The 18,703-nt window shown below is 66.6% G+C and carries 15 protein-coding genes; 9 read left to right on the top strand and 6 right to left on the bottom strand.

What is annotated here, in order from left to right:
* Positions 1-33 precede the first annotated feature (33 nt).
* Complete coding sequence (locus tag ACW178_RS12065) at positions 34-2,259, bottom strand: TonB-dependent receptor (protein WP_287103716.1); 2,226 nt, start codon at positions 2,257-2,259, stop codon at positions 34-36.
* Positions 2,260-2,527: 268 nt separating this feature from the next.
* On the bottom strand, positions 2,528-3,778 hold the full coding sequence (locus ACW178_RS12060; protein WP_492024597.1) for a TetR/AcrR family transcriptional regulator: 1,251 nt from the start codon (positions 3,776-3,778) through the stop codon (positions 2,528-2,530).
* 265 nt (positions 3,779-4,043) lie between these two features.
* Here ACW178_RS12060 and ACW178_RS12055 point away from each other — a divergent pair, with 265 nt between their 5' ends.
* On the top strand, positions 4,044-4,481 hold the full coding sequence (locus ACW178_RS12055) for a DUF2231 domain-containing protein (RefSeq protein WP_183217041.1): 438 nt from the start codon (positions 4,044-4,046) through the stop codon (positions 4,479-4,481).
* Positions 4,478-5,767 carry a PQQ-dependent sugar dehydrogenase gene (locus tag ACW178_RS12050; RefSeq protein WP_287104897.1) on the top strand — a complete coding sequence of 430 codons (1,290 nt, stop codon included), beginning with the start codon at positions 4,478-4,480 and terminating at the stop codon, positions 5,765-5,767. Before ACW178_RS12055 ends, ACW178_RS12050 begins: the two co-directional genes overlap by 4 nt.
* 21 nt (positions 5,768-5,788) lie before the next feature.
* Here the strand turns inward: ACW178_RS12050 and ACW178_RS12045 are convergent, their stop codons facing one another.
* From ACW178_RS12045 to ACW178_RS12030, 4 genes are all read right to left on the bottom strand, one after another.
* Entirely contained in the window at positions 5,789-6,394 is a 606-nt protein-coding gene (locus tag ACW178_RS12045; RefSeq protein WP_287104895.1) for a biliverdin-producing heme oxygenase, read from the bottom strand.
* 68 nt (positions 6,395-6,462) lie between these two features.
* A complete protein-coding gene (locus ACW178_RS12040) occupies positions 6,463-7,629 on the bottom strand; it encodes a glutathionylspermidine synthase family protein (protein WP_287104892.1) in 1,167 nt (388 codons plus the stop codon).
* 3 nt (positions 7,630-7,632) lie between these two features.
* Positions 7,633-8,388 (bottom strand): PspA/IM30 family protein, encoded by a 756-nt coding sequence (locus tag ACW178_RS12035; RefSeq protein ID WP_287104890.1) that lies wholly within the window; start codon positions 8,386-8,388, stop codon positions 7,633-7,635.
* A gap of 15 nt (positions 8,389-8,403) precedes the next feature.
* Positions 8,404-9,084, bottom strand: a complete 681-nt coding sequence (locus ACW178_RS12030; protein ID WP_182713481.1) for a YjfI family protein — start codon at positions 9,082-9,084, stop codon at positions 8,404-8,406.
* 137 nt (positions 9,085-9,221) lie between these two features.
* Between ACW178_RS12030 and ACW178_RS12025 the strand changes: the two genes are divergently transcribed.
* The 7 genes from ACW178_RS12025 to ACW178_RS11995 all read left to right on the top strand — a co-directional run bounded on the left by ACW178_RS12025 (position 9,222) and on the right by ACW178_RS11995 (position 18,702).
* The gene (locus ACW178_RS12025; RefSeq protein WP_287104887.1) at positions 9,222-9,869 is read left to right on the top strand and encodes a DUF2491 family protein; all 648 of its coding nucleotides are present in this window, start codon (positions 9,222-9,224) and stop codon (positions 9,867-9,869) included.
* 27 nt (positions 9,870-9,896) lie between these two features.
* Entirely contained in the window at positions 9,897-10,310 is a 414-nt protein-coding gene (locus ACW178_RS12020) for a DUF350 domain-containing protein (protein ID WP_182713479.1), read from the top strand.
* A gap of 5 nt (positions 10,311-10,315) precedes the next feature.
* Positions 10,316-10,945, top strand: a complete 630-nt coding sequence (locus ACW178_RS12015) for a DUF1190 domain-containing protein (protein ID WP_224764384.1) — start codon at positions 10,316-10,318, stop codon at positions 10,943-10,945.
* Positions 10,946-11,124: 179 nt separating this feature from the next.
* The gene (locus tag ACW178_RS12010) at positions 11,125-13,884 is read left to right on the top strand and encodes a TonB-dependent receptor (RefSeq protein ID WP_287104884.1); all 2,760 of its coding nucleotides are present in this window, start codon (positions 11,125-11,127) and stop codon (positions 13,882-13,884) included.
* A 151-nt stretch (positions 13,885-14,035) separates the two neighbouring features.
* Positions 14,036-14,554 (top strand): RNA polymerase sigma factor, encoded by a 519-nt coding sequence (locus ACW178_RS12005; RefSeq protein ID WP_224760962.1) that lies wholly within the window; start codon positions 14,036-14,038, stop codon positions 14,552-14,554.
* An 84-nt stretch (positions 14,555-14,638) separates the two neighbouring features.
* Complete coding sequence (locus ACW178_RS12000; protein ID WP_287104881.1) at positions 14,639-15,646, top strand: FecR family protein; 1,008 nt, start codon at positions 14,639-14,641, stop codon at positions 15,644-15,646.
* Positions 15,647-15,726: 80 nt separating this feature from the next.
* Positions 15,727-18,702, top strand: a complete 2,976-nt coding sequence (locus tag ACW178_RS11995; protein WP_492024596.1) for a TonB-dependent receptor — start codon at positions 15,727-15,729, stop codon at positions 18,700-18,702.
* Position 18,703 lies beyond the last annotated feature (1 nt).

The following is an 18,703-nucleotide window of genomic DNA, read 5'->3' as shown; positions in this document are numbered from 1 at the left end:
GGCTTCGGCCGACCGACCGAAGCCCGCAAGGCGTCAGTACCGATAGCTCAGGCGCACGCCCCAGGTGCGGGGCGGGTTCGGCGAACCGGTCGAGGCCGAGATGAAGCGATTGCGCGACTCCTCGGAATAGTCGTCCGTCAGATTGTTCACATAGACGCCCAGGGCGTAGTTCCCGTCCATCGGCCGCACCGTCAGGCCGGCGTTGACCAGCCAGAAGGAGTCGATGATCGAGTTGGCCGAGGTGCTGAACTTCTCGTCACGGAAGGCGTAGTTGGTCTGGGCTTCGACGCCCCAGTCGCCCATCCGCCAGTCATAGGCGATCGAACCCTTGTAGTCCCATTTGGGGAAGGGCAGACGTTCGCCTGCGCGGTCGCTGTAGACGATGGTGTTGTACTCGCCCGTCACCTTGTCGCGCGCCGCCTCCGTCGCGGCGCTGTTGACGAAGAAGAACTCGTCATACTCCCCGTACTTGTAGGCGAGGGCCTGGGTGACGGTCAGATTGGGGAGGGGACGCCAGACGGCCTCGATCTCTGCGCCCTGGATGTGGGACTTGGGCACGTTGATCATACGGCCCACGCGGCCCGTGCGGGTGTAGAGGATGCCCTGCAGCTGCTGATCGCGATAGTCGTAGTAGAAGGCGGCGGCGTTGAACTGAAGCTTGCGCTGGAAGAAGCTGGACTTCAGCCCGGTCTCATAGGCGATCAGCTCCTCGAACTTGAAGGGTTCCAACTGGTCCGGCAGGCCGCTGTTGTAAGTGGTGAAACCGCCCGACTTCACGCCACGCGAAACATTGGCGTAGGTCAGTATGTCGTCGCTAAGGGTGTATTCGACGCCCAGTTTGCCGGTCCACTCGCCCATCTCTTGCGACTTGGAGGTGGTGGCCCGGACGGACGGGGTGGGGGCCAGGACCTCGGTCTTGAAGTTGTTCAGTTCGCGGGTTTCATCCTCATAGCGCAGGCCGCCGACCAGGGTCAGGCGGTCGGTCAGGCGATAGTCCACATTGCCGAATACGCCGGTGGTCTCGACCTTCTGGCCGTAGGTGGTGCTCATCCAGAAGGCCAGGCTCTTGGCTTCGGAGAAGTCCGAATAGAAGCCGCCGTCCACGGATTCATTGGCGTGATAAACGCCGGCCAGCCACTGGACCCGACCACCGGCCGGCGAGGCCAGGCGGACCTCCTGGGACGAGGTGTCGATGTCGTTGAAGAAGAAGGTGCCCGCCTCGTTCGACGCCGTGGCGTCCCAGTCGTTGAACTCGTTGCGGTCGAACGTCTCGTAGCTGGCGATGGCGGTAAGGGTGGCCCAGTTCAGATCCTGGTTCAGTCGCAGGCTGACGCCCTTGCCCTCATTGTCCCGGAAGGGCTTGGCGTTGGGCGAGGCGCCGATCAACTGGGCGAAATAGGGCGAGATGCCCCAGCCGGTGATGCGGTGATCGGTGTCGATCGGATAGACCCGCCCGCCGCCGGCGGTGAAGGGGGTGGTGATCAGACGCAGGCCCCGCCCGTCCGACTCGTCGCGGCTGTAGTGCAGGTTCAGATCGACGTCGGTCTGGGCCGAGGGACGCCAGGTCAGGCGCAGGCGCGCGGCCTTGGTGTCCTTGTCGCCCAGGCTCTCGCCGGTGTCGCGATTGTACTGCCACGCCCCGCCCGATTCAGCCGCGACCGAAAGGCGGGCGGTCAGGGTGTCGACGACGGGGCCGGAGACATAGGCTTCCATCTTGGCCGCGTCATAGCTGCCGTAGCTCAGGTTCAGACCTGCGGCGACGTGATCGGTCGGGGCGTTGGTGATGACGCTGACCGCGCCGCCCGTCGTGTTGCGGCCGTAAAGCGTGCCCTGCGGGCCGCGCAGCACCTCGATGCGGGCGATGTCGTACAGCAGCCCTTGGGTCATCACGCCGTAGGGATAGGCGACTTCGTCCACATAGATGCCGACGGTCGAGGTGTTGTTGGCGGCGTAGTCGGTCAGGCCGACGCCGCGGATGCGGAACTGGGGCTGGCCGCCGCCCAGCTGGCTGTCGACCTCCAGGCTGGGCACGGTGTTTTCCAGATCGTTCACGGTCTGGATGTTGCGGTCGTCCAGCGTTTCGCCGGACACCACGGTCAGGGCCAGGGCGACCTTCTGCGACGATTCGGAGCGACGCTGGGCCGTGACGATGACGTCATCGACCGAGGCCGTTTGAGAGGCGGTTTGGGTTTGGGCGGAGGCGGGCAGGGCCGCCGCCGTGAGGACGGCGACCGAGGCGCCGAGAAGAAGACGTTGCATGTTGACCATCCATCGGGCGACGCGCGGGGCCCCCACCCTCGCGTGTCGATGTGTTGCTGAAGGTCGTCGAACAGCCGTTTGGTCGCCTCCTGATCGAAGCGGGCCCTGACCCTGGGGAGAAGTCCGGCCGCATCGTCGCGTGGAAAAACAGATGTTCGACAACGATGCGGCATTAGATTGCGCGCGCAATGCTTTTATGAAGCTTGTTAGAACTGTTCTTGTCAGCCGCGGCTAGGGCTGGGCAGGCACGACGATAACGTGTGTTCTGTCACGCCCGGCTTGCAACCAGCCGGGTTGCGGCGGCCTTGAGCGCCGCCTCGTCGATGGGCTCTCCGGTCGCCCGAGCGGTCAGGGCGGCGGCCTTGATCCACAGGGCGAACCGCGTCGCCGCCAGCCGATTGAGATCGAAGTCGGCGGGCCAGACGCCGGCCTGATTGTAATAGGTGCCTCCGCCTTCGGGACCGCGCAGCAACATGGCCAGGTCACGCAGCGCGGGGTCGCGCCGCGCCTCCATGCACACGCCCGCGATCAGCCTGGCGTATCGCACGTAGAAGCCCTCTGACTGTGGTGCGATGGCGACTGTCGGCGCCATCAGCCGCGCCCAACGCTCCAGGTCCGCCGACGCCGGGTCGCCTTCCGGACGCTGACCGGCCAGATACAGCGGCATGTCGCGGAAGACGCTGTGCCAGACCGCGTCCAGGACGAAGCGGCGCATGTCGGGCCAGTGATAGGCGATGGTTGAGGTCGAGGTCCCCGCCACGGCGCTGACGGACCGGTTGGTCAGGGTGCCCAGACCCCGCTCCAGTATCTGATCCGCCGCGATATGCAGAAGCTTCAGCTTCATCGAATCCGGGTCCAGCCCGGCCGCCGGCGCCTTGGGTATGATCAGGGTTTCCCTGTGCCAGAGGGTCGCCGCCGGCGGCCTTTCGGTCTCGCCGAAGGCGCGATCGACGAGGCCGCCCAGACCTTCGGACGCGATCACCTCATAGTCTGCGCGTTCGCCCAGGGCTCCGGCGTAGAACTGCTCCATAGTGGTCCAGGCCACGATGATGGAGGCGAAGTCGACCAACCGGGGATCAGCCGCCAGATAGTCGGCCCACGCCGTTTCCCGCATCGCGGCCCAGCGTCGAATGAGATCGCGACGCTCGGCGCAGGCGTCTCCGTCGATCAACAGCGCCTCCCAGATCCGCGCGAAACCGGCGCTTTCCGAAGCGCGCAGGCGCAGATAGTGCCGCAACAAGGCCAGCAGAGCGTCTCGGCTGGGCGGCAGGCCGACGACGGGGGCGAAGAAGGCGGTGTGAAAGGCCGTGTCCTGCCGCAGCGCCTCTTCTCCCACCGCCTGGATCAGCCCGGCCTTCGATCCGAAGAGGTTGACGATGACCGTCGTGCTCTTGCCGACGGCGTGGGCGAGGTCCCGCATCGTCAGGCTGTCGAGCCCGTTGGCCGCCGCCTGGGCGATGGCGGCCTTGATGATCTGAAGGGCGTCGGCGGCCCGGCTGGGCGCTTGGACTTGAGACATAGGTTTCAATGAAGTCTCGATGATGAGCTGTCGAGTGCGCGGCGCGAGGTTCGGGGAAGACGGCCCTGTCTTCAACGACGAAGCGTCGCGGACCGAGCGCGGCTTAATCTCGGATTGTGTAGCGGAGATGATGACGCCGGCGACAGCATTTCCGCCAAAGCCCGCGCTCCCCCGATGATCTGATGAAATGATCTGATGAAACCAAATCCCGCAATGGAGGATTGGGCTCGGACAGAAGAAGGCCGGACGAGGAGATTGAAGGTCGATGATCGCCGCCACAGGGTCGGAGCGCCCCGCACACAATCCACTCCACGCCATACTGTTGTGTTTTCCGATCGCCCTGTTCACCTCGGCCCTGATCAGCGACATCGCCTATCTGCGGACCGCTGAGATGCAGTGGTCCAATTTTTCGGCTTGGTTGATCGTCGGCGCCCTGGTGTTCGGCGGCGTCGCAGGACTGTGGGCGATCGTCCAACTGGTCCTGGCCTGGCGCACCCCTCAGCGGCTGGCGACCCTGATCTATGTGGTCGCCCTGGCCTTGGCTTGGCTCTGCGGCCTGATCAACGCCTTCAAGCACAGCCAGGACGCATGGAGCTCGGTCGGGACCCTGGGCCTGACCCTGTCTGTCCTGTCCACCCTCTTCGTCCTTGTCGCTGGGTGGTTCGCCTATAGCGCCGCGCCGGTTCGGGGGATTGCACGATGATCAGACACCTTCTCGGCGCGACCGCCGTGCTCCTGGCCCTGACGGCTTGCAGCCGCAGTGATCCCAACCTCAGACAGACCGGTCCCAATCCCGATCTACCGGCCCAGAACCAGACCCTGGTTCCACCGATGAAGATCGCCGAGCCGGTGGGCTGGAACGGCGACCGGCCCGCCGTGCCCGCTGGCTTCGCCATCACGCCCCTGGCGACCGACCTGAAGATTCCGCGCCAGATTCTTGTTCTGCCGAACGGGGACATTCTGGTGGCGGAAGGGTCGGGCGGCCATGCGCCCAAGCTGCGTCCCAAGGACGTCATCGCCGGCCTCATCAAGGCCAAGGGCAAGAGCAGCGTGAAGGGCGGGGATCGGATCACCCTGCTGCGCGACGCCGACGGAGACGGACAGGCCGAACTCCGCACGACCTTCATCGATAATCTGGATGCGCCCTACGGCCTGGCCTTCGTCGACGGCGCCCTATACGTCGCCGAGCAGGGCGCCTTGCTGCGCTTTCCCTATCAACCTGGACAGACGCGGATCACAGCGCCCGGCGCGGTCCTGACCGAGCTTCCCTCGGCCATCAACCACCACTGGACCAAGTCCCTGACCTCCAGCGCCGACGGCCAGACCCTTTACGTCGGCATCGGATCCAACAGCAATGTCGGCGAGCGCGGCATGGCGGTGGAGCAGGACCGCGCCGTGGTCTGGGCGGTCGACCGGCAGACCGGCGCCCACCGCATCCTCGCCAGCGGCATCCGCAATCCGACGGCCCTGGCGATCGAGCCGACCACCAGCGCTCTCTGGGCCGTGGTCAATGAGCGCGACGAATTGGGCCCGCAACTGGCTCCCGACTATCTGACCTCGGTGCGGCCCGGCGCCTTCTACGGCTGGCCCTACAGCTATTGGGGGCAGAACGTCGATCCGCGCGCCCATCCGCAGCGGCCGGACAAGGTGGCCGAGGCGGTCAAGCCCGACTACGCCCTGGGCTCCCATGTCGCGGCCCTGGGCCTGAGCTTCGCCACCAACGGTGGTTTCGGCGGCGCCTTCAGCCAGGGCGCCTTCATCGGCGAGCACGGCAGTTGGAACCGCCAGGACCTGTCCGGCTATAAGGTGAGCTGGGTGCCGTTCAACGCCGGTCGTCCGGCGGGACAGCCCGTCGATTTCGCTACGGGCTTCATCAAGGACGGCAAGGCGAGGGGACGGCCGGTCGGCGTCACCTTCGACCCTCAACGTCGCATCCTGCTGATCGCCGACGATCTGTCGAACACCGTCTGGCGGGTCGCGCCGCAATAAGGCGGAGACGGTCGGCGGGGTTCAGGCCGCCGCCGACCGATCCGGTCCGAGGTGCGCCTCCACCAGGGCGCGCACGCGGGCGAAGGCGGCCGTGGCGCCGGCCGTTGCCCGATCCTCTTGAGCCTGCGTCATCTCCGCCGCGTCCAGGGCGGCGGTGAAGCTGCGCCAGTGGTTGGCGCGACCGTCCGGAGAGGCGGCCAGATGCCGGGCGCCGAACGCCTCTGACAAGCCCAGGCCGGCCGCCGCCTTCAGCAAAAACGCTGCGCCCAGGTTCGATCCCTCCGCCACATACAGCCAGCCCAGCGCCGTGGGAATGTCGGCGATCTGATCCTCAAATACGGGGTTGTCAGACTCGACGCCGGGTTCGGCCTCCAGGTCGCCAAGGTCTGCGATCACCGCGTCATACCTTCGCCGCGCGGCCAGATCCGGGATCAGGGCCGTCAGAGCCTCGTTCTGATAGAGGGCCGCCACGTCGCGATGGAATATCTGCTGAATTCGCAGAAACTCCGCATATCGCGCGCGACTTTCGAAGGGGCGGGCGGCCATGACGGCTTCGTCCAGGCCCTGATGCACGCCTTGCGTCGCCGCCTTCAGTCTTTTGGCTCGGCTTGTCTCAGTTTCGATCATCAGCAGCTGCCATCCAGGCGTGGGTCTGAGAGTGGTTGCGCGGGCCGATCGCTGTTTTCGATTGAGCCTCAGTCACGAATGAAGTGCGGGACAAAGCGTGAGGTGTCGCGGGTGATCCGGCCCGCGTCCTCGCGCAGGCTCATGCCCGCCGGCTCGTCGCCGACCACCCAGGAGCCGACGATGACGTGGGCATCGTCGAACCGGGGGGTGTCGTGCAGGGCCTGACGGATGAAACGGCCCTGCCCGTAGCCGCCGTCCACGACTGCTTCCGCGCTGACGCCCCGGTCGATCAGTTCGACATTGGCGCCCTCGCGCGAGAACAGGGGCTTGCGGACGTAGGAATTCCCGAGAGCAGCCTGCCCCGGATCGCCCTCGAAATAGGCCTCCAGCAGATTGGGGTGGCCTTTGTGGCGTTCCCACAGCAGGGGCAGGATGGCCTTGTTGGACAGAATGCTCTTCCAGGCGGGTTCAAGCACCCGGACATCGGCGGTCGGCAGGGGGGCGGCGTAGTCGTCGCGCAGCATCTGCTCCCAGGGATAGAGCTTGAACATCGCCTGGATGATCCAGTTCTCGTGATCGACGAAACGACCGTCGGCGTTCAGGCCGATCTGGTCGATGGCGACGAACTGGGGCTCAAGCCCGGCCTGCTGGGCCAGATCTTCGAGGAAGCGCACCGTCTGGCGGTCTTCCACGAAATCGGCGTCCGATGAGAAATGGACGAAGCCGCCGTTCGGGAAGACGGCGCGGAAGCGGGCGACCAGTTTTTCGTGCAGGCTGTTGAACTGGTCGGCCTCGGCGGGCAGGACGCCGGCCCGGATCTGATCCTCCAGCCACAGCCACTGGAAGGCGGCCGTCTCGTAGACGCTCGTCGGGGTGTCGGCGTTGTATTCGTAGAGCTTGGCCGGGCTCCGACCGTCATAGGCGAAGTCGAAGCGGCCGTAGAGGGACGGATCCCCGCGCGTCCAGCTGGCGGCTACATAGTCCCGCATGGGCTCGGGGATATCCAGCTGCTCCATCAGCCGCTCGGACTGGACGGCCTCCTTCACCAGCTCCAGGCAGAGGCCGTGCAGTTCGGCGGTCGGCGCCTCGATCCCGTCCTCGACCTCTTCCAGGGAGAAGGCGTAGGCCGCCGTCTCGTCCCAATAGATCTCGCCGTTGATGTGGCGCCAGGTGAAGCCTAGGCGCTCGGCCGTGGCTTCCCAGTCGGGGCGGGGATCGAAGCGCAGACGCTCCATGGATCAGGCCGGGTCCTTGTCGGGCGTGGCCACGCCAAGGGTGGATTGGCCGATGCGGGGGGTGACCACGGTCACTTCCGGCTGGCTGAGGCGGGCCAGGACATCGTCGGCCGACGAATGACCGGGCAGGATGCCGGCCTCGCGCAGCTTGGCGTCCAGATCGGCGCCGGTGCGGCGATCTTCCAGGGCCTGGCTGGCGTTCAGCTTTTCTTCCTGGATGGCCTGGCGCTGCTTGATCCGTTGCAGGCTGTCCGCCGCCGAGCCGATGCGCGAATGGGCGCCGGCCGAGTTCAGGGCGACCGAGGTCTGGGCTCGCTGGACTGAGTCATTGACCTTGACGATGTCGATCTCGCGACGGAGCGTCTCGATCTTCTGGTCGGTGGCGGCGATGGCCGTGCGCAGACGCGTCTCTGCCGTCTTCATGTCCTCGATCAACGGGCCGCGGCTGGTGATCTCGACTTCGAGCTCGGCGATACGCGAGGCGACCTCGCGGGCCAGATCGGTCTTGCCCTGAGCCAGGGCGGTGCGGGCCGAGCTTTCGTACTTGGCGATCTGGTCGCGGAAGCTGGCCATCTCATTTTCGGCCATGCGGCGACGCGCCACCAGGCCGGCCAGGTCGTCGCGCGCCTTGCCCTGGGCGTTGTCGGCGTCACGGATTTCCTGATCGAGAATCTTCAGGGCGTTGGCGTCGACGACGCCCTGGGCCGCGTCATGGGCCGTGCCGCGGAACAGGGCGGAGAGTTTTCTGAGCATGGACATGGTCTGGCTTCCGGATCAGGCGGCGTCGGCGCCGAAGGTTTCGCGCAGTTCGGTGGCGTCGATCGCATTCTCGGCCAGGGTGCGCAGTTCGATCAGTATGGTCTGGAGCGTCGTCTTGCACGACAGTTCGCCCATCAACTCATACACGTCTTCGCCGCCGACGTTGGTGATGGCGAAGTTCGACAGGGGCACCACCCGCTGGGCCTTCAGGAGAAACTCGTTGAAGGCATGGCGATCGGTCTGTTCCGACACCGGCCACAGCAGGACCGAGCAGACGATCTGGGCGCCCCCGACGCTGAGATAGACCGGCAGGTCGCCGTATTCATGCATGGTGGCCAGCAGTACGGGGTCCGCCCCCTCCAGCACGCGCAGGGTCATTTCGCCCTCGCGCACCAGGGGGGACTGGTCCAGCGCCGCCTTGATGGCGGGCACGGTCCAGGGGGTTTCGATCACGGCGTCCATAGGGTGGTCGTCTCCAGGGGTGATGGGGTCAGAAGTGGGGATCCGGCGGCGCCCGGCAAGCTCCGGGCCGCGGGTGGAGTCCGTGACGATGGCGCGGACGGCGGCCTTGACGTCGTCGCGCGCGGCCTCCGGCACCCAGAGCTCCAGCTTGACGAGGCCCGCTTCCCGGCGCGCCTGTCGCCACGCGCGAATGCGGTCGTTGGCGGCGGAAGAGTGCGGGGCGCGGTTGGGCATGGCGTTACATGAAACGTGTAACATGAACGCTTGACATGATGCAAGATCGGGCTGAGGTTGCGCGTATGAACCGCTTCGTTCCGTCGCTCTTGCGTCCGAGGCTCGCCCTTGGCGTCCATGGGGCCTAGATAGTCGCCATGTTCAAGAAACTCTTCGGATCGTCGAACAAGGCTGAGCCCGCATCGAAGCTGGCGGCGGTGCGCAACATCACCGTGGGTCGAACCGTGTCGCTGGACCCGTTGGCCTGGCGGCGGCTGGGCGAAGAGACCCGTTTCGCACTGGATCGCGACGTGCTCGACATCTCGGCTCAGGGGCTGATCAGTCTGGAAAGCGGCCAGTTCGTCCATCGCTTCTACACCGACGACCACGTCATGCTTCAGGCCATGAGTGACGACGAGGCGGGGCTGGAGAACTATGATTTCAGCCTGTTCGTGCCCTGGACCTCGGCCTATCCGCCGGGAGAGCGGGAACGGCGGGTCTGGCGCGACCGGCTGTCGGCGCCGGTCTTCCACGGGGCGGCCGAGGACCTGCCCGACTATCCGCGGTTCTGGTTCTCCGAGAGCGACGCGATCCAGCCGCCGGTCACCCTGTGGGAGACCGTCTGGGACGACCGCGCCGCGACCAAGCCCTACGCCAAGATCTTCCAGACCTGCATGCTTTATGCACGCGAACTGGCGGGCGGGCGCGAACTGATGATCGCCCTGGAGCAGCAGCCCGAGGGCGGCGAGACGACGCACGAGATCATGATCGGCATTCCGCTGGAAATGGCCGAATTCCGCGCCTGAGGGCGTGTTTAAAGAGGGGAAGACCGAATGTTCGACTGGTTCCTGTTTCAGCAAGGTGCGATCGCCTTTCTGATCGCCTTCGCCGTAGCGGGCGGCTTCACCCTGGCGTTCAAGCTGCTCTACCAGTGGGTCACGCCGTACCACGAGCATACGCTGATCCGGCAGGGCAATACGGCCGCCGCCATTGCGTTGGGTGGCGCCCTGATCGGCTATGTCCTGCCGCTGGCCTCGGCCCTGTCCCATACGGTCAGCCTGGCCGAGTTCGCCGCCTGGGCCCTGCTGGCCGGGGTGATCCAGATCGTGGTCTTCGTCACCATCAGCCGCCTGGCCTTCCGCAATCTGGTGGCCCGGATCGAGGCGGGCGAGATCGCGGCGGCTGTCTATCTGGCCTCCATCTCGATCTGTGTCGGCCTGCTAAACGCCGCCTGCATGACCTCGTGACCGCCATGACCGACCACAACAATGGATCGGGCGATCTGCCCCAGACAAGGACGATGCGACGGCTGAAGCGGTCGCGTGTCCTGCACATCGGAAGCCTGATGGCCACGGCCGGCTTTACGCTGGCGGCCTGCGATTCTCCGGACGTTCCAGCCCCGCGGGCCGAGGCCGAGCCGGCGCTGGTCTATGCCTCGCTGGATGAGTGTCGGACCGCCGACGTCATACCCGACGCCCAGTGCGACGCTGCCCTGGCCAAGGCGCAGGAGGATGCGGCGCGGACTGCCCCACGCTACGCCACGCGCGAGGAGTGCGAGGGCCAATGGGGCCCATCGCAGTGCCAGCCGAACAATCAGGGCGGGGGATCCTTCTTCACCCCGCTGCTGGCCGGCTTCGTCATCGGCCAGATGCTGGACGGCGGGCGATACTATGGCGGGGGTCCGCTGTATCGGGATCGCGAGGACCGCTATGTGAACGGATACGGCGGCGGCTATGCCTATCGCGACTACCGGACCGGTCGGATGGTGACGACGCGCGACAACGGAGATGTCGTGAAGCAGGCGCCGACGCGGGTACAGAGCCGGACCACGGTCGTCTCGCGCGGCGGCTTCGGCGGCGGGGGGCGCAGTTTCGGCGGCTGAACTCGTCCCTTCGCCAGAATCGGACGACGGCCCGCAGGTTGCGCCTGCGGGCCGTTTTGCTTGTGTGAGAAGGTCGAACGCGACAGGGCCGTGAAGTTTGAATGAAAAGGCCTGTCACACATTGAGGGGGCCTGAGAGCCCGTCGTTGAAGCGCCTAGAACTCACTGGGGGCTACTCACATGAAGAACCGAATTCTGGGCACGACGGCCTTCGCCGTGGTCGCTGCAACGCCGTTCGTCGCCTTGGCGCAGGCCGCCGAACCGGCCGCCGTCGCGAGCCAGGCCACAGCCACTCTGGACGAGATCGTCGTCACCGGCTCCTATCGCCGCAGCCTTGAAGAGGCGGTCGACATCAAGCGCAAGACGGTCGGCTTCTCGGACTCCATCGTCGCCACCGACGTCGCCAACTTCCCCGAACAGAACCTGGCCGAGGCGCTGCAGCGCATCCCAGGTGTCACCATCGAACGCAACCGCGGCCTGGGCCAGCGCGTCAACGTGCGCGGCCTGCCCAGCGATTTCACCTTCGTCAGCATTAACGGCCTGGCCACCGCCTCGGGCAGCGGCGGTCGTGACGTCGAGTTCGACATCTTCGCCTCGGAAATCATCCAGCAGGTGACAGTCCAGAAGTCGCCGCGCGCCGCCGATGAAGAAGGCGGCATCGCCGGTTCGGTCAATATCTCGACCGCCCGTCCGTTCGATTACGCCGGTCGCCGGGTCGTCGGTTCGGTGGAGGGCGCCTACAACTCCATCTCCGAAGAGATCGATCCCAAGATCGCCTTCCTGGCCAGCGACACCTGGGGCGACTTCGGGGCCCTGGTGTCCTTCTCGACGGCCCGCCGCACCAACCGCACCGACTCGGAATCGGGCATCAACTTCCGCCCGATGTCGCGCTTCCTGGCGACCTCGACCGGCGCCCGGGGGACCCAGGCGGCGGCGGTTCTGCTGCGAGACGCCGGCATCGCCATTCCGAACCGGTCCGACACCAATGTCACCAACCGGATCATCTTCCAGGACAAGGTCGGCGACCGCGCCTATCTGAACACCCAGGACCAGTGGGGCGGCACCGTCTCTCTGCAGTATCGCCCGTCGTCGAACTTCAGCCTGGCCTTCGACGCCATGGTCGGCAGTTACGACACGACCGAGGACGAGTATGATGCGGCGGCCTATTCGGCCTCCAGCCGCTCGACCCTGGAGACCATCCACGAGTTCGACAAGACCACCCTGGCCGACTACGCCATGGTGGTGCTGCGCGACGTCTCCTACACCGCGACCCAGCACGAGATGCTCAGCAAGGAGCGTATCAACGAAACCGACTACCAGCAGTTCGGAACCGAGCTGCACTGGAGCGGCGACAGCTGGAAACTGCACGCCATCGCCGGCTATTCCGGCGCCGAGAAGACCCTGGACTACGCCAACCTGAAGCACGTGGCCTATGCGCCGTCGCGGACGCGCTGGACGGCCGAAGGCGGCGAGACGATCCAGAGCGCCAACCCGGCCTCGATCGACATGTACAACTCGCCCTCGCGCTATCTGTTCGAGGCGTATGAGACCACCTACGAAGAGATCAACGACGACAAGTACGCCGCCCAGATCGACTTCACCCAGTACCTCGACTTCAGCTTCTTCCCGGCGCTGAAGAGCGTCCAGGTCGGCGCGCGCTACACGGACAAGTCCAAGGAGCGTCAGTACGGTTCGCTGAACATCCAAGGCTCCGGCGCAGGCAAGGTCGACTATGTGGGGCGCCCGATGTCGCAGAGCGAACTGACGCCGATCGGCGATCTGGTGCCCGGCGGCGACTACAGCATCCGCGACCTGAACTGGAGCCAGGTCTCGAACGACTACGCCCGTCGCACCTTCCGCTATGACGGCTTCTTCACTCCCTTCAACGTCGGCGACTACTACGAGGTGACGGAAGAGGTTCTGGCCGCCTACGCCATGGCTGACCTGGAGTTCGACCTGGGACCGGTGCCGGTCGCCGTCAACGGCGGCGCCCGCTACATCGACACCTCGATCACCTCTTCGGGCTATCACCAGATTCAAACGCCGACCGGCGGCACCACCTATACGCCGGAGCCGGTGTCCAGCGACGGCAGCTACGACAAGGTCCTGCCCAGCCTGAACATCACTGCCGACCTGACCGACAGCCTGATCTTCCGCGCCGCAGCATCCGAGACCCTGATCCGTCCGGCCCTGACGGACCTGGCCTACAAGCGCACGGCCAGCTGGAACTCGTTCCGCTTCACCGACGGCAACCCCAACCTGAAGCCGACCTACGCCAAACAGTGGGAAGCCGGTCTGGAACAGTATCTGGGCGACGGCGGCCTGCTGGCGGTCTCCTACTTCTGGAAGGAGATCGAGGGCGTGGTGCGTCAGGCCCTGACGGGCACGGTGCCGAACGTGACCAAGTACAACGCCAACGGCACGATCGACGGCGTCTACACCTTCGACGTCTATCAGCCGATCAACGAGCCCGGCTCCTACGAGGTCAGCGGCGTGGAGCTGGTCGCCGTCGTGCCCTTCGGCCAGTTCTTCTCGCCGCTGGAAGGCTTCGGGATCAACGCCAACTACACGGTGCTGGACAGCTCGCTGACCGGCTCGTCGACCCTGGGCATCCCGACGCCGCCCATTGGTCTGGCCGACAACACCTACAACGTCACCCTGTTCTTCGAGAACGACAAGCTGCAGGCCCGCGCCTCCTACAACTACAAGGACGAGTATGTCGAAGCCATCGGCTATGAGATGTACCCGATCACGCGCGAGGGCTATGGCCAGGTCGATCTGTCGGCCAGCTATCGCGTGACCGACAGCCTCCAGCTCAATGTGGAAGGCATCAACGTCACGGACGAGGCGACCAAGGGATACACGATGGATCCCTCCTTCCCGACCATGTACGAAAAGTCGGGACGCCGTATCAACTTCGGCCTGCGGATGGAGTTCTGATCCATTCCCACAAGCGAACCTCATGTCGAAAGCGGGGGGCGACCGACGTCGTCCTTCGCCTTCCCCGGCCCAACCCGGCGGGACAGAGGCCGGCGCGACGCCCCTTCCGCGAGGAGGGGGCGTCTTCGCTTAGTCGCGTCTGAGTGTCCAGGTGAGCGGGGCGACCATGTCGCTTGATCAGGTCTTCGCCGGCCTGCGGCGCGATCTCATGGCCTATGTGCAGCGCCGGGGCCTGTCGGCCGAGGACGCGGAGGACGTGGCGCAGGAAGCCTTCACGCGTTTCCACCGCGCGGGCCACGATCTGACGGGGCCGGACGCCCGCCCCCTGTTGTTCGTCATCGCCCGGAACCTGCAGGCGGATCGTTGGAAGGCCGCCGGTCGGACGGGGGTTCGCGGCACGGACGACATCCACGCCCTCGACGCTTCGCCGCGCGCCGTGGCGAGCGAGGCGCCTGCCGCCGACCAGCAGCTGATCGGCCGAGAGAATCTGGCTGCGGCCGCCCGCGTCATCCGCGCCCTGCCGCCGCGAACCCGAGACGCCTTTCTATTGCACCGGTTCGAGGACCAGACCTACGTCCAGATCGCCAAACGTCTGGGCGTGTCGGTCAGCATGGTCGAAAAACACATTGCCGAAGCTCTCCGTCAGCTGAAGATTTCACGCGATGGCTGAGGGGTTCGCTGAAACTGTGGTTGTGAGTCTTGAAGGCGTCGGCGCCCCATCCCCCCGCCGCGTCCCGGAGCGTTCTGTTTGCGCATGATCCAGCGCCTGACATCCCTGTTTGATCGTCGGCCGCTGACCGCCGAATCCTGGCTGGCGCGCATGCGACGGCCGGACGTCTCCGCGCGCGACCAGGCGGCCTTCCTCGAATGGCTGGAGGCGGACGACGCTCATCTGGACCAGTACGAGGCTGCGAAGAGCGGTCTGGCGGAACTCTCGCCGTTGGGCGATGTCTTTGCGCCCGATCTGGCGCGTCTGCGGGGACGACGGACTGTCGTGTCCCAGAGACGTCTGCTGATCGCCGGCGGGCTGGCCACAGGCGCGGTGGCGGCGGTGGTCGCCGTCGCTCTTGTCCTGCCCGGCGCGGGGCAGGAGCCTGCCGTCGCGACCGGTCGTCTTTATGCCAGCGCGCCGGGCGAGATCACGGATGTGACGCTGGAAGACGGATCGCGCGTCACCCTGGATTCCGGCACGCGGATCCAGGTCGCCTATGGCCGCGACGCCCGCCGCCTAACCCTGATGCAGGGCGCGGCCTATTTCGACGTCGCCCACAATGCCGAACGACCCTTCCAGGTCGCGGTCGAGGATCGCTACGTCATCGTGACAGGGACGCGGTTCGCGGCGGCGTTGAGAAACGACCAGGCGGAGGTGTCGTTGCTGGAGGGACGGGTCGCCATCGGGCGGACCGACGTCGGCCGCGCCCGCGCGCTGGAGCGCGCCGTCGCCCTGGCTCCGGGGCAGCAGGCCGTCTTCAAACGGGGCGTCAACCGCGTCAGTCTTCGTCGGATCGACGTCGAGGCGGCCACCGCCTGGCGCGAGCGCAGACTGGTCTTCCACGATGCGCCCCTGTCGGTCGTGGTCGAAGAGGCCGGGCGCTACGCAGGCGCGCCCCTGGTGATCGCCGACCCCGCCCTCGCCGAGATGCGCGTGACGGCGGTTTTGCCCCTGACGGACGAGGCGAAACTGATCGACCGGCTGGACGCCCTGTTGCCGATCTCGATCGAACGCGGCGAGGACGGCCGGGTCCTGATCCGCCCCGAATAGGTCTATCGCAGAGCTGTCACGCAAGCGCGCTAAGCGTTGCGTCTTCGTTGTTCGCTACCCTGGCTCAAGGCGCCGTTCGCTTGAAACCGCCCGCACGATCGACGCCGTTCGATGCGCTACGGGGAGGCGTCGCCGCCGCCGCTCTGGCGATCGTCGCCCTCGGCGGCTGGGCCCCGGCCGCCCGGGCGCAGGATCGCGCGCAGGTTTTCGACATCCCCGCCCAGGACGCGCGTCGCGCCTTGGTGCAGCTCTGTGTTTCGGCGGGCTGTGACCTGGCCTTTCTGACGCCCATGGGCGAGGCGCGGCGCACGCGAGCGGTTCGCGGGCAAATGTCCTGGCGCGCTGCGGCAGACCAGATGCTCCAAGGCACCGGCTTGCGGCACCGTTTCATCGGCGACCGGGGGCTGCGGGTCTGGATGGAGGCTCAAAAGCCCGCCGAGATCCCGCCCATTCCCGCCGCAGAGCTGGAGTCGATCACGGTCGTGGGGCGGCTGTCGGAGCAGATCGAGGAATCCTTGCGACGCAAGGCGGCGGCGGACGTCATCCTGGACAGCGCGTCCGCGACCCAGATCGGCGAACTTCCGGCGGCGAATCTGGCTGAGGCCCTCCAGAGAGTGCCCGGCGTGGCCATCGAGCGCGAGGTGGGCGAGGGGCAGTTCGTCAGCGTCCGGGGGCTGGGGCCGCTGTTCCAGTCGGTGACCCTGAACGGAGGGCCAGTCGCCTTCAACGAGAACATCCGCAACTCGACCCAGAGCGGTCGGCAGTTCCGCTTCCGCGCCCTGTCGGCCGATCTCCTGGCGGGGGCGCAACTGACCAAGTCGGCGACGCCCGATCTGATCGAGGGCGGGATCGGCTCCAACATCGACATCGAGACGATCGGCGGCCTGGACGGGGATCCCTTCCTGAGCTTCAGGGCGGGCGCCTCCGTGGAGGCGCGAACGGGCCGGCCGGAAACAGACGTCTCCCTCGCGGGCCGGTTCGTGTCCCAAGGCGGCGCATGGGGTTTGGTCGGCGGCGTGTCCCAGGAGGGGCGGTCGGTCCTCTACGACCGTTTTCAGGTGGGACGCTATACGCCGGTCGTCGTCGAGGGGCAGCCGGCGGTCGCCCCCAGCGATGTGAGGACGACGGTCGAGCACGAGGATCGGCTGAGGCGCAGCCTCTTCCTCGGCGGAGAGTGGCGGGCGTCGCCTTCGCTCAGGCTGCGGTTCGACAGCCTCGTCTCCACCTTCGACAACACCATTCGCGAGGACCGGATCGCCTATGGGGTCGGCGCCCTTCTGGAGACGCCCGGCGCCACGGCCACGGTCACGGACGGCGTGGTCACGGCCGGCTCGATCCGGGCGGGCGTGATCGACAACAACACGGAGTTCTCCGCCCAGGCGCATCTGAACATCGTGGTGTCGGGCAGGGCGGATGTGGTGCTGGGCGATTGGAGCCTGACGCCGCGTTTCAGCCTGTCCCGCGCACGATCAAAGCTGGATACGCCGCTGGAGAGGATCTCCTTCCGTTCGTTACAGGCCCCCGCCTATGCGTTCGACGTCAACGGGGCGGCGAGCGGCCGGCAGGCGGCTCTGCTTGCGACCGATCTGGACCTGACCGACCCGGCCGGCTTCGCCTTCAAGCGTTTGGGCGTGCGCGCCATCGAATCCGTCGACGAGGACCTGACGGGCCTCCTCGATCTGCGGCGTCCCGTGTCCGTCGATCTGGGCAGGACGGTCCTGACCGAAATCGCCTTCGGCGCCCAGATCAGCGATCGGTCCCGCGATTACCAGAGACGCGACCGTGAGGCCGCGCTTCGGCCGGGCGCCGTGGTCACCCCCGAGTTTCTCGGATTTCGCGTGGCCGACGACGTGTTCGATTCCCTGATCGATCGGCATCCGGGATCCTGGACCGCCGCCGATTTCGACCGGTTTCAGCAGGCCTTTCACATCGCAGGGGAGAGCGACGTCCTGGGGATCGGGCCGGACGCCTTGGTCCCCACCGGGGCGGATCTGCAGAATTCCTATCGGGTCGGGGAGCGTGTCGGCGCCCTTTATGCGCGAATGGACTTCGACGGAGCCGCCGCAGGCGCGCCCTTTTCCGGGAACCTGGGGCTTCGCCTAGTGACGACGCGCACGGCGGTGGAGGGCGCGTTTCTGAACGCCGGAGAAAGCGGCGGCGGCGCCATTCGTCCGGTCTCCAAGGTCGGGACCGACACCGCCCTGCTGCCCAGTTTCAACATCGCCTTCGATCTTGATCAGGGCCGCCGGCTCCGGCTCGCGGCGTCGCGGACAATGACGCGGCCCTCGCTGGCGGACCTGCGTCTGGCGACGGTGCCCGCCAGCTCCCTGGTCTCCAACATCTACGAGCGCGGGCAGGCGGAGATCGACGCGCCGTCGCCCGGCTCGATCTTCACCGGGATCGGCGGTAACCCGGATCTCAGCCCCTATATGTCGACCAATCTCGACGCCTCGTATGAGTGGAGCTTTCCGCAGGGCGCGCTCAGCCTCGCCGTCTTCCACAAAAGCATCGACGACTTCATCGGCCTGGTGGAGGCGCCCGAGATGCTGGTGTTCGAGACCCGCGCCGGTCCCCTGGTGCGGGCCGAGGTGATGATGTCGCGGCCGGCCAATCTGGGGCGCGCGATCAGCCGGGGCGTGGAGGTGGGGCTCCACCGGCGGCTTCCCTCCGGCTTCGGCCTGTGGGCCAGCGGGACCTTCACCGACGGCCACGGACCGGGCGGACGCAGTCTGGCCGGAGTGTCGCGCCTGGCCTATTCGATCAATCCCTTCTTCGAACGGGGGCCGGTCGCGATCGGCCTGTCCTGGTCGTGGCGCTCCGCCTTCCGGTCCGAGGCGGACATGCAGGGGGGAGGGGTGGCCGACTTCACCGTCGGTCCCGCCGGCTATCTGGACGCTCAGGCCTCGTTCGAGATCGGGTCCGGCGGCACCCTGGTCGTCGCCGCCTCCAACCTGACCGATACGACCGACCTCGCCTACGAATACGACACGCGGCGCTTGCTCCAGCTGGGCCGCGTCGGCCCCAGCCTGACCGCCAGCCTGCGTTGGTCCCTGTGAT

The sequence above is a fragment of the Brevundimonas sp. AVps4 genome, assembly GCF_058681525.1.
The sequence above is the reverse complement of the archived record's forward strand: the minus strand, read 5'-3'. Positions and strand labels throughout refer to the sequence as shown.